Source organism: Lysobacter sp. Hz25, assembly GCF_046097045.1.
Taxonomy (GTDB): Bacteria; Pseudomonadota; Gammaproteobacteria; order Xanthomonadales; family Xanthomonadaceae; genus Lysobacter; species Lysobacter antibioticus_B.
In genome coordinates this window covers 670,758-684,276 of sequence record NZ_CP175666.1, presented here as the reverse complement: position 1 = coordinate 684,276, position 13,519 = coordinate 670,758, and the positions used below count along the sequence as shown (strand labels likewise).

Here is a 13,519-nt window from a genome sequence, read left to right as displayed (position 1 = left end):
CCATGCTGTCCCGATTGAAGTTCATCTTCGATGGCGGCCTGACCGTCGCCAATGCGCTGGAGAAGTCGATCGCCGTCTACGGCGAAGACTTCGAAGTGCTGCGTTTCTCCGGCTCGCTGGAACGTTTCGGCGTCGGCGGACGGGCCATCACCGCCGGACAGCTGCGCCGGCTGTCGGACCGGCTGTCGCAGACCCTGCTCGACCTGGGCCTGAAACGCTACGACCGGGTCGCGATCTATCTCGACAACGGCGTCGAGTACCTGATCTATTCGCTGGCGATCATGCGCGCCGGCGCGATCACCGTGCCGATCAACGGCGGCATGCGCGCCGAAGACCTCAACGCCTACCTCGACTACACCGGCGCGCGCCTGGTCTTCATCGACCGCGAGCGGCTGCCGCGGCTGGACGCGGGCGCGCTGGCGCAGGGCCGCCGCGTCGCCATCGTCACCGATGCCGTGCAGGCCGGCGGCGCCGGCAGCGTGGCCCTGAGCGAATGCCTGGCGCCGCGCGCCGACGGTTTCGCCCCCGTGCGCATGCATCAGCACGACGACGTGATGATCGTCCACACCTCCGGCACCACCGGCTTCCCCAAGGGCGTGCTGCACGGCTCCTACAGCTTGGTCCGCGCCACCAAGGGCCAGCTGATGATCCAGCCGATCACCCGCAACAACCGCATCCTGCTGGCCTCGCCGACTAACCATCACATCACCCAGGCCAGCATCGTCAGCTGCCTCGCCGCCGGCGTGCCCGGCTACGTGCCGGCGAAGGAAACCCCCGAGCAACTGCTGTCGATCATCGAACGCGAGCGTTGCTCGCTGGTCCTGTCCTTCCCCGACGTCTACCAGGGCATGTGCGACGCCGGCCTGTCGCGCTTCGACCTGTCCCACGTCAAGGCCTGGATGGCCGGCGGCGACTCCAGCCACGAAGTGCACATCCGTCAGCTCACCGCGCACGGCGCGATGGCGCGGGTGTTCGGCAAGCGCCTGCTGAGCTCGATGTACCTGGAATTCTTCGGCACCTCCGAGGTCGGTTTCGCCGCTTTGATGAAGGTCAGCTTTTCCTTCACCAAGCGCTTCGACCGTTATGTCGGCAAGCCGACCATGGTCAGCCCCAAGGTCAAGATCGCCGACGAAGACGGCCGCGCGCTGCCGGTCGGCCAACCGGGACGCCTGATGGTCAAGGGCCCGACCCTGTTCAAGGGCTATTGGAACGCCCACGACCGTTTGCACGGCGTGCATTTCGACGGCTGGTGGTGGACCGGCGATGTCGCGGTCAAGACCCGCGGAGGCGGTTACTACCACCTCGACCGCGAAGTGGATTCGATCCGCGTCGGCGATGGCCGCGTCTATTCGCTGCAGTGGGAGGAACGCATCCTCAAGCACCCGGCGGTGGCCGACGTGGCGGTGGTCGAGCTGAGCCGTGCCGACCGCAGCACCGGCGCCGGCGCGGTCATCGAATGCCGCCCCAGCCAGCCGACCGATGCCAGCGCTTTCGAGGCCTGGCTGCGCCAACAGGTGCCCGGCTACGACGGCCTGCGTATCGAAGTACTGCCGCCCGGCGAGCAACTGCCGCGCGGGCTCACCGGCAAGGTGCTCAAGCGCCACGTCCGCGAACGCTACGCGTCCGTGCCTGCCGCAGCGCCCGCCGTAGCGCCCGTCACAGCCGCCGCCTCGATCTGACCTTCCCATCACTTCACCGACAAGGACTTCCGCATGAGCAGCACCGTTACCGCCATCGCCGACGCCCACGCCGCGCCGTTCGACTACGCCCCCGGCTCGATCGACTTTCCCGACCTGCCCAACGTGCCCGAAGAGTATCGCCACGAGCTGATCCGGCTGATGGCGATCCAGGCCTATTCCGAAGAGAAGGCCGCCACCGAAGGCATCGAGTGGATCGCCAACGCGCCCGACTACAAGCGCCGCCGCGTGTTCGCCAAGATCATCGCCGAGGAAGCGCGCCACAGTTATCTGATCTATAACCTGCTCGAGCGCATGGGCGTTCCGGAAAAGCAGGCCATCGCCATCGCCGAAGGCCGCGCCCACCGGCCGATGCACGACGCCTCGCTGGAGGGCCCGCTCAGCGTCGGCGACGAAAGCAACGAGTGGATCGACATCATGCTGAACCACATGTTCCTCGACCGCGCCGGCAAGTTCATGGTCGGCAATTTCTGCGAAGCCAGCTTCAAGCCCTGGGCCGAAGCCAACCAGACCATCCTGCGCGAGGAGCGCGGCCACATCGGCTTCGGCTTCGCCGAACTGCGCACCTACCTGGCCGAAAAGGGCGAGACCAACGAAGCGCGGATCAAAATCTCCAATTGGTACGCCAAGGGCCTGAACTTCTTCGGCCCGCCGTCGACCTCGCGCGGCGCGCGGCTTAGCGCCTACGGCCTCAAGCGCAAGGACAACGAAACCCTGCGCAACGAGTTCCGCGCCGAAGTCGAAGACGTGTTCAACGAACTCGGCCGCCAGGACCTGATCGAGCTGGAGAAGAACGACTTCCCCTACCGCTCCGGCAACGAGGGCTGAGCCCATGGCGCCGACGACCTCTCGCGACTTTCGCCTCGGACGTTTCAATCAGATCTATGCCCACCTCAACCTGATCTGCAACGCCAATTCCTGCGACTGGATCGAACTGGACTCGGCGCCCGACCTCGCCCTGCTCAAGCGGGCGATCGAACACACGATCGACCGGCATCCGCGCGCGCGCTCGGTCCAGTACCAGCGCGGCGTGATCCTGGGCTGGCGTCATCTGGCCCAGCGCCTGCCGATCGAGATCGAGCAGCGCAGCAGCATCAACATCGACCCGGCGCGTTTGCGCGCCGAGTTGCTCGGCAATGCCTGGAACGAACGCGTGCCGACCCGCGACGGCCACCCGTTCCGCTTCATCTACACCCGCACGCCCGAGAAACACATCCTGCAGTTCCTCACCAGCCACACCTTCACCGACGGCAAGGCCGCGCAGTTGCTCTCCGGCGATATCGCCGAGGCCTACGGCCGCCTGTCGGCTGGGCTGCCGCTCGACGACGAGATCGTCGACCTGCCCGAGCACAACCACGACCGCCTGTTCCTGGCCAAGCTGCGCGGCGCCGAAGCGCTACGCCTGGCCTGGAAGGGCGTGGCCGGTTTCTTCCACGACCTGGTCATGCCGGCCGGGCGCCTGCTCATTTCCGGCAAGCGCAGCGGCGAGACCGACGTGCTGATGATCGAGCTGCCGGCGCCGATGCTGGAGGCGCTGAAGATCGCCGGCGCGCGCCGCGGCAGCACCATCCATCCGCTGCTGCTGCTCGCCCTGCTGCGCACCGCCCAGGCCGATGCCGGCCGCCAGGGCAAGCGCCTCAAGCACGGCCTGCGCATCGTCGACAACTTCAGCCTGCGCCGCTTCGTCGACGACCCGCGCGTGCACAAGCTGTACGACTGCGTGGCCGTGCCGTACACGCTGGAACTGGACCCGGACGAAGACGACGAGGCGGTGATCCAGCGCGCCAACGCGCGCCTGGACGCACTCAAGAGCGGCGAGATCCTGTCCGAGCTGTACCGCTTCCGCCTGCTGTTCCAAAGCTCGCTGCTGCTGCCGAAGGCGGCGACGATCCGTTTCGCCGCCAACGTGCTGACCCGGGCCAACCTGATCTGCACCAACGTCGGCCCGATCGACACCCGCCTGGAGCACTTCGGCCCGATCCCGGTGCGCACCTATTACTCCTTCCCGCAACTGTTCCCGCCGGGCGAGGTGATGGTGCAGGTCAGCGCCTTCCGCGGCCATCTGCGCCTGGTCTACCTCTACGACAAGGGCCAGATGAGCGAGGCGCAGATGCGCGAGCGCTTCGTCTATCCGCTGATCGCCGAGCTGAGCCGGATCACCGGTGCGAGCTCCCTTCCCGAACACATCGCCGCCCACGGCTGAGTCCCCATGCGCCCCCTGATCCTCCGCATCCTCGCCTACCCGCGCACCTGCCTGGTCCTGTTGCTGGCGTTGCTGGCGTTGTCCGGCCTGGCCCTGACCCAGCTGCGCTTCGACAACACGCCCGACTCGTTCTTCATGCAGGACGACCCGGCGCTGATCAAGTACACCCAGTACAAGGCGGACTTCGGCAGCGACGAATACAGTTTCCTGGTGCTCGACGCGCCGGCGCAGTGGACGCCGGCCTTCATCGCCAGCGTGCGCGACCTCGGCGCGCGCATCGAGGCGATGGACAACGTCAACAAGGTCACCACCATCGCCAACGTGCGCCACATCGCCAGCGTCGACGACGGCGGCCTCGATGTCGGCCCCTTCCTCGGCGAAGCGCTGGACGCGTCCGCCCTGGCGAGCAAACGCAGCGAGGCCTTGGCCCATCCCTACTACCGCAACTTCCTGATCAGCGGCGACGGGCGCCATCTCGGCATCCTCGCCGAGACCGGCGTGCGGCCCGGCGAGATCGTCTACAAGATCGAACTGGCCAAGCAGATCCGCGCATTGGCCCAGGCGCCGGAGTTCAAGCGCTTGAACATGCGCGTGGTCGGCGCGCCGATCATCGACGCCGACGTGTTCACCATCATCAACCGCGAAAGCGCGATCTTCGGCACGCTGTCCTTCATCCTGGTCTCGGTCGGGTTCTGGCTGATCTTCCGCTCCTGGGCGGTCGCCTTGCTGCCGCTGGTGGTCGCGTCCTTGTCGATCGTGGTGGCGATGGCGGTCAGCGCCCTGATCGGCGCGCCGATCGGCATGCTCACCGCGATCATTCCCTCGTTCCTGATCTCGGTCGGGGTCGGCTCCAGCATCTTCCTGCTCGCCGAGGTCTATCGTCAGTACGCCGCTGGCGGCGACCTGCGCACGGCCATCGTCGAAGGCTTCAGCCACTCGGCCGGCGCCAGCGCGCTGTCGGTGCTGACCACCGCCGGCGCACTGCTGTCGTTCTCGTGGTCGGAGATCCGCCCGGTGCAGGGCATCGGCATCTCGATGGCGGCGGGGTTGGTCGCGTCCTTGCTGATCGGCTGGCTGCTGATCCCGCTGGCGCTGAGCCGTTTTCGTTTATTGCCGGATGCGCAGCGCGCGGCGCGTTTGCTCGACGGCCGCGTGCGCGGCATGCACTGGCTCGCCGACTTCGTGACCCGGCGCTGGCGCATGCTGTTGCTGGTGCTGGCCGGGCTGATCGCGATCGCCGGCTTCGGCGTCGCCCGCGTCACCACCGACTACTACTACGTCGGCCTGTTCAAGCCCCACACCGACATCTACCGCTCCTACACCTACGTCGACCAGACCCTGCGCGGCGCCGCCTCGATGGAGCTGATCGTCGACAGCGCCGGCGTCGGCGGCGAGTCGATCAAGGACCCGGCGGTGCTCAAGCGCATGCGCGAGCTGCAGGACCGGCTGGAAGCGCGTTACGGCGCCCTCGGCCTGAAGACTTACAGTATCGCCGACGTGGTGATGGAGATCAGCCAGGCCCTGCACGAAGGCGACAAGGCCGCTTACCGCATCCCGGACTCGCGCGCCGAGGTAGCCGAGTCGCTGATCCTGTTCGAGTCTTCCGGCACCGACGAGCTGACCCGCCTGGTCACCGGCGACTACGCCAAGGCGCGCATCAACCTGCGCATGAAGTACCGGCCCGATTCGCAGTACCAGCCGCTGTTCCGCGACATCCAGGCCGAGGCCGAACGGATCCTGCGCGAGACGCCGCAGATCCGCTCGATCGAAACCACCGGCGTGGTGCCGCTGTGGTCGCGCCTGACCAACTACCTGGCCAGCAACGAGATCCGCAGCATCGGCCTGTCGTTCTTCGTGGTGCTGACGGTGATGGTGCTGGTGTTCCGCTCGGCCACGCTCGGCCTGACCATGGCCCTGTGCAACCTGGTGCCGGTGGCCATCGCCCTGGCGGTGATGGGCTTCGGCGGCGTGTTCCTGGACCCGTTCACCCTGCTGGTGTCGGCGATCGCGATCGGCATCCTCGACGACGACACCCTGCATTTCGTCAAGACCGTCGTCGACCACTACCGGCGCAAGCACGACATGGCGGCGGCCTTGCGCGACACCTTCGCCAGCACCGGCCTGGCGATGCTGCTGCTGTCGAGCGTGCTGGTGCTCGGCTTCGTCATCTACATGCTGTCGGAAGTGCAGAGCCTGGCGAAGTTCGGCGGCGTCACCGCGCTGGCGATCGGCGTCGGCGCGCTGTGCGAGTTCCTGTTCACGCCGGCGGTGCTGATGGGCCTGGAGCGCGTCGGCCTGCTGCGCCACCTGTTGCCGCGCGAAGCCGACGGCGCCTCGTCGACCCACACGATCCAGGAGACCCCATGACCCGTCCCCTCACCCTGCGCCTTGCCGGCGCGGCGCTCGCCGGCGTCGCGGCTGCGATCGTCTCCCTGGCCGCGCCGGCCCAGGACGGCGCCAAACCGAGCGCGCAACAGATCTTCGAACGCAGCAGCGCGACCGAGAAAGTCGCCGACTGGCAGGCCGACAGCCAGCTCGGCATCCGCCAGGGCGAACGCGTGCGCAGCCGCGGCGGCGTGGTCTACAACAAGCTGCAAGCCGACGCGGTCGACAGCCATCGTCTGTTCCGCTTCGCCACGCCGGCCGACGTCGCCGGCACCGCGGTGCTAGTGCACGAAAACGCCGCCAGCCAGGACGACCTGTGGATTTATTTCCCCAGCATGGGCAAGACCCGGCGCATCCTGGCCTCGAACAAGAAAGACAGCTTCATGGGCTCGGACTTCGCCTACGCCGACCTGATGGCGCAGGACAGCGCCGATTTCACCCATACCCTGCTCGCCGACGAGCCCTGCGCCAACGCGACCTGCTATGTGGTGCAGTCGGTGCCGCGCGATGCCAAGACCGCGGCCTCGCTCGGCTATTCCAAGCTCGTCGCGACCGTGCGCAAAAGCGATTTCGCCGCGGTATCGGTGCGTTACTTCGACAAATCCGGGCAGGAGTTCAAGCGCCAGACCATCTCCGGCCACGTCGCCGTGGCCAACCAGCCCGGCAAGCTCATCGCCACCCGTCGCGAGATGGTCGCGGCCAAAGGCGGCCGCAGCTCGGTGTTGACCCTGAAGAACGTCAACAGCAATCGCGCCCTGCGCGAAGACCTGTTCATCGAATCGCGCCTGGGCCAGTGATGCGCCGCATGACCCTCGCCGCCGCCGTCGCCGCTGCGTCCTGCGCTTCGCTGCCGGCGATGGCGCAGGCCGGCGTGGACGTCGTCGTGGCGGCCGAGGCCAACGCGGAGTCCGCGCCAGAGCAAGCCGCCACTGAAGACGTTCCCGAGGATGCTGCCGACGGCGTGCGCTGGAGCGGCACCGCCTCCGGCGCCGCGCTGGCCGCCAGCGGCAGCCGCGACCTCGACGATGTCGGCTCGCGCCTCGGCCTGGCGGCGCGGCTGCGCAGCGAACTGCGCGGCGAGGCTTGGCGCGGCTTGATCGAAGCCGTGGGCGACACCCGTCAGCTCGCTTATGACGACGCGCCGGTGCTGCGCCAGGGCTTCGTCGAATACACCCACGGCCCGCTGCAGCTGCGCGCAGGGCGGCAGATCGTGGTCTGGGGCCGCGCCGACCGCCTCAACCCGACCGACAATCTTTCCCCGCGCAATATGCGCGCGCTGGTCAGCGACATCGACGAAGACCGTATCGGCACCGATCTGGTCTCAGCGCGCCTGCAACTGCACGAACGCTGGTCGCTGGCGGCGCTGCACCTACCGAAGTTGCGCGCGAGCATCCTGCCGGCCTCGCTGTGGAAGCCGGTGCCCGCACTGCATGGCGACCGCATCCGCGCGCCGGGGTCGACCGATGCGCTGCGCCTGGACTACGCCGGCAACGGCCTCGATGCCTCGCTCAGCGTCGTGCGCGGTTACTCCATCCTGCCCGCCTTCGCCTATGCCGCCGGCCCGCAGCTGGCGCAGGCGGAAGTGCGCGTGCTCGGCGCCGACTTCAGCGTTTCGCTCGGCGAGCGTTGGGGGCTGCGCGGCGAGATCGCCGACACCCGCTTCGAGGGGCCACCGCCGCCGGGCCTCGGCGATCATTTCTATGCCGTGCTCGGCCTCGAGCGCCATTTCGACGGCGGCTGGCTCGGCCTGGCCCAGTACGTGCACCGGCGCGCAGAGCGAACCCGTTCGACCGTCGCCCAGCCGGACTTCGTACTGCGCGCCAATCGCGCGGTCTGGTTCCAGAGCCACGCCGACAGCGATGCGCTCTACCTCGGCCTGACCCGCGCGCCGCTGGAAGGCGACCTCAGCGGCGACGTCGGCCTGCTGCAGACCACCCACGGTCGCGGCCGCGCCTGGTTCGCCAATCTCGAATACCGACTCGACGATCGTTGGAGCCTGCTCGCGCGCTGGCAACACTTCACCGGCCCGGCCGACTCCGACCTCGGCGCTTTGCGCAAGGACCGCCTGATGCTGCTGGAACTGCGCCGCACCTGGGGTTGGCAACGATGATCTGGCTCGACGGCCATCTGGTGGATGCCGAGCACGCCAAGGTCTCGGTGTTCGACCGCGGCTTTCTCTATGGCGACGGCTTGTTCGAAACCTTGCCGGTCTACGACGGCATGCCGTTCCTGCTCGACGAACATCTGCGGCGGCTGCAGGACGGCGCGCGCGCCTTGCGTTACCTCGACCCACCGTCCGAACAGCACTGGCGCGCGGCCGCGGCCGCGGTGATCGGCGCCTGCAAGGAGCCGTCCTCGACCCTGCGCCTGTGGATGAGCCGCGGCCGCAGCGCCGGCCTGTCCTGCAGCGGCGCGCATCGGCCGACCTGGGTCGCCGCCTGCCTGCCGGCGCGTTACTACGAGCCGCACGTCCACGAGCAGGGCACGACCCTGTTCGCGAGCGAGCGCATCCATCCGCTGCCGGATCAAGCGCCGACCGCCTGCAAGCACGCGAACTACCTCGGCTCGATCCTGGCCTTCGACGAGGCGCAGACCCACGCCGCCGACGAAGCGCTGCTGTGCAATGCGCGCGGCCAGGTCTGCGAAGGCGCCTACAGCAACCTGTTCTTCGTGCTCGACGGCGAACTGATCACTCCGCCCTTGAGCGAGGGCCCGCTCGCCGGCATCGCCCGCGCCTGCGTGCTGTCGCTGGCCGCCGCGCTGGGCCTGCGCCACGCCGAACGGCCGCTGGCCTACGCGCGGCTCGGCGACGCCGAAGAAGCCTTCATGACCAATTCCCTGATCGGCCTGGCGCCGATCCGCCGCGTCGTCGACGCACGCGGCACCGTGGCCGAATGGGCCCCCGGCCCGATCACGCGCCGCCTCGGCACGGCCTATGCCGACCTCGTCCGCAAACGCACCGGTGCGGCCTGGCCGCCCGTCCACAGCCCTTCCCACACAACGCAACGATCCTAAAGGAACGCCATGCACGTCATCGAAGACATCCATGCCCGCCCGGACGCGCCGCCCGCGCTGTGGGACGACTTGTTCCCGCCGGGCCTGCTGCTCGAACTGGAGCGCCATCCCTTTCTGCGCCGTTGCCGCGAAGGCGAGCGCGCACTGGAGATGCTGCGCGCGTTCCTGGTCCAGCACAGCTATTACTCGGAAAATTTCACCCGCTATCTGTGCGCGCTGATGTCGCGCATGCCGAGCAACGAGGACGTGCGCGCGCTGGCGATGAACCTGGTCGAGGAAACCGGCCTCGACCGCCCCAATGCGGTCACCCACGCCGAGTTGTACCGCCGCTGCCTGGGCGAGATCGGCGTGCAGCCGCGCAGTGCGCCGATCCTGGCCGAAACCACGGCGCTGATCGAAAGCATGTTCCACTATTGCCGCTCGCCCGACCCGCTCGACGGCCTGGCGGCCCTGTGCCTGGGCGCCGAAGCGATCGTGCCGACCTTGTACGGCGGCATCCTCGACGGCCTGCGCGCGGCCGGCTACAGCAACGAGCAACTGCACTTCTTCGTCCTGCACGTCAGCGAGGACGAAGACCACGCCCTGGTCATGCGCGACATCATCAACCGCCTGCTGCAGGACCACCCGCACCGCCGCGCCAAGGTCGTCGCCGTCGGCGAAGACATGATCCGCCTGCGCATGAGCCTGCTCGATGCCGTGCTGGCGCGGCATCCGGCGGTGCATGGCTGAGGGGCGAACGGGGGGATGCCCGTACGTCTCTTACACGCCGGAGCGGAAGCGACCTATTTGCTGGACCGATGGCCGTAGCTGAGGACGCGGGTGATCTTCCAGTCGCCGCCCTGCTTGCTCCAGACGATGGTGAAATCGGCCAGGCCATCGCAGTTGCCGCTGGAAAACTGGCAGAACCGGTGCGAGCCCATTTCGATGGCACCGAAATCCTTGACCGGATAGACCGTCACCGAACCGGGAATGAGTTCGCGGCGGAATTTTCCGCAAACGTACTTCTCGGTATTTGCCAGCATCTCCTGCCGGGACCAGGTCACGCCTCCGGTGTCGTGATAGAACTCGACGTCCTGCGAGAAATAGTCGGCGTGCTTCTGCAGCTTATCGGGCGCACTGCAGTGATTGAAGGCGTCGAATGCGGCCCAGTCCAAAGCCATGATCGTGTCGAGCAAGCGACTGTCCGCAGGCTGCGCCTCGCTCGAAGCCGCAGGCGCAGGCGCCGACAGCGTCATCGTTGCGGCGACCATGAAGGCGCCGATCGTTTTTCCGATAATTCTCACGCAAGTCCTCGCAGTGGGTTGACGGCCTGGGCATTCGAGCGGACTGGGCCGTAGCCGCTCCGTCCAAGGAGATCGCTGGCATTCGCGTCGATGACCCGGCCTCCCCGGCCGGACCCGCACGCGGTCGCGGGCGTTTGCCGGCCCCGCCATCGTCGATGCGGTGGAGCATAGGGGCTAACGCCCGGTCCAGATCGGCCGATGCGACGAAACCGGGCCCCTGGCGACGAAAGCGAGGTGGGAAGGGACGAACCCAGGATCGCAGGACATCGCCGGGCGGCCTGCCAGGGCATGCCGGGGCATCGCGGCCTCGATGCGACCGCACCGAGGCTTGCCGGCCGCCTTACCCTCGCGCTATCACATCGTCATCGCGTTCTGAGTCCGCTGCTGGGTCTGTTGCTGGCCCTGCTGCTCGCGCTCGTAGGCCAGCTGGTTCAAGCCCACGGTGCTCTGCTCCAGGCTCTGCTGTTTCGCGCCTTCGACCGGCACCCAGACGTAGTTGGCGTTTCGAGGGTCGCCTTCGATCGCGAACAGCTTGGACTTATCCTGGTTGTCGGTCGCTACCGCGTCGATGCAAGCAAGATTGGAATTCTTCGCAGCCAAGGTCAGCGTGCCGGCGGCGTTCTTGCGTTCGGATTCGCTCATGCCCTGGCCCACGTTCGAGTTCTCCAGGCAGCCCAAAGCTTGCTGGTACAGATTGTTGTCGCGATGGCCCGGTTGGTCCACTCGCGTCTCCGGCACCCGATAGTTCCGACCCAGCGAGTGCAACTCGCTGATCGTCTCGGGCGACAGCTCCTCGTCTTCGTCGTCGCTGGCGATCAGACCGTCGAACTCTCCCGGCTGCTCGGGCTCTTCGTCGTCGCGGTAGTTGCCCTCTTCGTCCATCTCGTATTCGTGCGAGCTGTTGACGCTGCGGCCGACCAGACGCAGGTTGCTGGTCTCGTTGTAGCCGTCCAGGGCGTCGGCCTTGCTGAGCCCGTTCGGCCCGCCGTGCTCTTCCATCTTCCTGGCGAGCAGTTCGAACGGTATCTCGTGGTCGATATCCAGCGCGTCGCGGGTGCACAACTGTCCGGAGGCGGCGCAATAGAACAGCGGCACCGGGATCATCTTGCCGCTGGTGGGGCTCTTCAAGGTCACCGTGTCGACATGCGACTCCTCCAGTTTCGACTCGTACCACTTGCCCAGCACGGCAGCGTCGAAACTCAGGCCCTTGCGGCCGTCGTCGGCCGACCACGGCTGCTCCATGGTCGTGCGCTTGCGCTTGGCGCCGTCGTTGTCGGGATCGAAACCAGGGCGGTCGGCGTCGGCATCGAAACCGAAGCGCTTCTCGACCCAGCCCTGCCACTGCGGCGAATCGGCGCCGTGTTCTTCGAGGATCCGGAACGCGGCCTCGCGCGCACGGTTGACCGGTGCCGGCAGCAGGCGCAGGTTGCTGGTGTCGTTGTAGGCCATGTGCGCATCGGCGTGGCTGGCCACTTTCAAGGTATCGAAGTGGTCCTTCCATTGATCGACATGGTCGATGTCCAAGGCATCCGCGCTGTGCCAGGTGTCGGTCTCGGCATGGTGGTACAGCAGCAACGAGCCGGCGTCGGGCACGGTCACGCCCTGCGGCGACATGTTTTTCTGCGCCCAGTCGTTGTGCATGTACTCCGAGGTCGAATCGTAGAAACCGAGGCCGGAGCGCGTATCGCTGTCCTTCCAGGTCCGGTTCTGCAGGGTGTCCCCGTGTTTGGTCGGCGACTCGTTTTCCCAATGCACCAAGGTGACCGGCTCGCCGCTGCTGAGCGTCTTTTCTTCCAGTCGAAAACCCATTTCCCCTCTCCCGATAGAGGACGCCGCAGCGCCCGGCGACGGCCCGGCGCACGGCTTCGGTTGCGTCGATTAACGCCCTCTAATACGCAAGAACGGCCAGGGCCCGGCCAGTTGCGGAAGTTCGGGCCGGATCGCGGTCCCGGAGCGCGCCCGCGACCCGAAAATAGCGCGATGCGAGCCGCCACCGGCCCCCTATCCTGGGGGCGGCCCTACTGGGGTACGCCCTAGTTTTGCGAGCCTTCATCATTACGTAACCTGCGCCGGAATCCTCGACAGCTTCCCCCGGAGCAGACTCATGGAACTGAGCAACGCCAATTTCTACGCCTACCAGCCGGTCAACCTGCCGGCCGAAATCGATCACGAGAAGGCCGCCAAAGCCAACGCCACCGAAACGCCGTTCGTGCAGGGCGAGGGCGACAGCAACGCCATCGATCCCAACGACGTCAACCAGGATGGCTACGGCAGCTGCGCGGTGTTGTCGACGATCAAGTCGATCGCGGCGCAGAACCCGGACGTGCTCAAGAACATGATCCGCGACAACGGCGACGGCACCTACACCGTCACCTTCAAGGAATACGACAACGGCTTCTTCGGCATCGGCTCCGGCTGGGATAAGAAGGAAGTGACCGTGGCCGGCCCGTTCGACGGCAAGGCCGCCGACATCGGCGACATGGGCAAGGACGGCCAGGGCGAAGTGTGGCCGGCGATCATCGAAAAGGCCTACGCGCAGTACGCCGATGGCGGCTACAAAACCTACGACGACGGCGAGAGCCCGGCCGACGTGCAGGAAGCCATCCTGGGCCGCGACTCGAGCACCGAAAGCCCGTCCGAATACGACTCCAGCGAGCTCAGCGACAAGCTGAAGAACGGCGATGCCGTGGTCGCTTGGACCGCCGGCTCGGACGGCTGGAACGACGAACAGAAGAAGCTGGCCGCCGACTACGGCGCGGTCGGCGGTCACGCTTACCGGGTCGAGGACGTCTACACCGACGCCGACGGCAATACCCGCATCAAGCTCGACAATCCCTGGGGCCACAGCGACGTCGACATGCCGTACAGCGACTACCAGAAGCTGTACCACGAAGTGAATTCGACGCCGACCAAGTAAGCACCTCTGCTGAATCCGC

General features: G+C 67.1%; 12 protein-coding genes. 10 read left to right on the top strand and 2 right to left on the bottom strand.

Annotation, left to right across the window (positions count from 1 at the left end; translation table 11 throughout):
• Window positions 1-2 precede the first annotated feature (2 nt).
• Genes ACKN61_RS02885 through ACKN61_RS02850 form a run of 8 tightly spaced genes read left to right on the top strand, consistent with a single transcriptional unit; the run spans window position 3 to window position 10,029 of the window.
• Window positions 3-1,679, top strand: coding sequence for a class I adenylate-forming enzyme family protein (locus ACKN61_RS02885; protein WP_408952224.1), 1,677 nt, complete (start codon window positions 3-5; stop codon window positions 1,677-1,679).
• A 33-nt stretch (window positions 1,680-1,712) separates the two neighbouring features.
• On the top strand, window positions 1,713-2,525 hold the full coding sequence (locus ACKN61_RS02880; RefSeq protein WP_031371215.1) for a Phenylacetic acid catabolic protein: 813 nt from the start codon (window positions 1,713-1,715) through the stop codon (window positions 2,523-2,525).
• 4 nt (window positions 2,526-2,529) lie between these two features.
• The gene (locus ACKN61_RS02875; protein WP_408952223.1) at window positions 2,530-3,900 is read left to right on the top strand and encodes a hypothetical protein; all 1,371 of its coding nucleotides are present in this window, start codon (window positions 2,530-2,532) and stop codon (window positions 3,898-3,900) included.
• A 6-nt stretch (window positions 3,901-3,906) separates the two neighbouring features.
• Window positions 3,907-6,267, top strand: a complete 2,361-nt coding sequence (locus ACKN61_RS02870) for an efflux RND transporter permease subunit (RefSeq protein ID WP_408952222.1) — start codon at window positions 3,907-3,909, stop codon at window positions 6,265-6,267.
• Window positions 6,264-7,082 carry an outer membrane lipoprotein-sorting protein gene (locus ACKN61_RS02865; protein ID WP_408952221.1) on the top strand — a complete coding sequence of 273 codons (819 nt, stop codon included), beginning with the start codon at window positions 6,264-6,266 and terminating at the stop codon, window positions 7,080-7,082. Before ACKN61_RS02870 ends, ACKN61_RS02865 begins: the two co-directional genes overlap by 4 nt.
• 8 nt (window positions 7,083-7,090) lie before the next feature.
• Complete coding sequence (locus ACKN61_RS02860) at window positions 7,091-8,395, top strand: DUF1302 family protein (protein ID WP_408952220.1); 1,305 nt, start codon at window positions 7,091-7,093, stop codon at window positions 8,393-8,395.
• Window positions 8,392-9,300 (top strand): aminotransferase class IV, encoded by a 909-nt coding sequence (locus ACKN61_RS02855; protein WP_408953747.1) that lies wholly within the window; start codon window positions 8,392-8,394, stop codon window positions 9,298-9,300. Before ACKN61_RS02860 ends, ACKN61_RS02855 begins: the two co-directional genes overlap by 4 nt.
• A gap of 9 nt (window positions 9,301-9,309) precedes the next feature.
• Window positions 9,310-10,029 (top strand): TenA family transcriptional regulator, encoded by a 720-nt coding sequence (locus tag ACKN61_RS02850; protein WP_408952219.1) that lies wholly within the window; start codon window positions 9,310-9,312, stop codon window positions 10,027-10,029.
• A gap of 53 nt (window positions 10,030-10,082) precedes the next feature.
• On the opposite strand, the gene ACKN61_RS02845 is transcribed toward ACKN61_RS02850, so the two are convergent.
• Window positions 10,083-10,460 carry a nuclear transport factor 2 family protein gene (locus ACKN61_RS02845; RefSeq protein WP_408952218.1) on the bottom strand — a complete coding sequence of 126 codons (378 nt, stop codon included), beginning with the start codon at window positions 10,458-10,460 and terminating at the stop codon, window positions 10,083-10,085.
• Between ACKN61_RS02845 and ACKN61_RS02840 the strand changes: the two genes are divergently transcribed.
• Window positions 10,459-10,605, top strand: a complete 147-nt coding sequence (locus ACKN61_RS02840; RefSeq protein WP_408952217.1) for a hypothetical protein — start codon at window positions 10,459-10,461, stop codon at window positions 10,603-10,605. The genes ACKN61_RS02845 and ACKN61_RS02840 overlap by 2 nt on opposite strands.
• 332 nt (window positions 10,606-10,937) lie before the next feature.
• Here the strand turns inward: ACKN61_RS02840 and ACKN61_RS02835 are convergent, their stop codons facing one another.
• Window positions 10,938-12,392 (bottom strand): XVIPCD domain-containing protein, encoded by a 1,455-nt coding sequence (locus ACKN61_RS02835; protein WP_408952216.1) that lies wholly within the window; start codon window positions 12,390-12,392, stop codon window positions 10,938-10,940.
• Window positions 12,393-12,687: 295 nt separating this feature from the next.
• Between ACKN61_RS02835 and ACKN61_RS02830 the strand changes: the two genes are divergently transcribed.
• Window positions 12,688-13,500, top strand: coding sequence for a C2 family cysteine protease (locus tag ACKN61_RS02830; RefSeq protein ID WP_031371226.1), 813 nt, complete (start codon window positions 12,688-12,690; stop codon window positions 13,498-13,500).
• Window positions 13,501-13,519 lie beyond the last annotated feature (19 nt).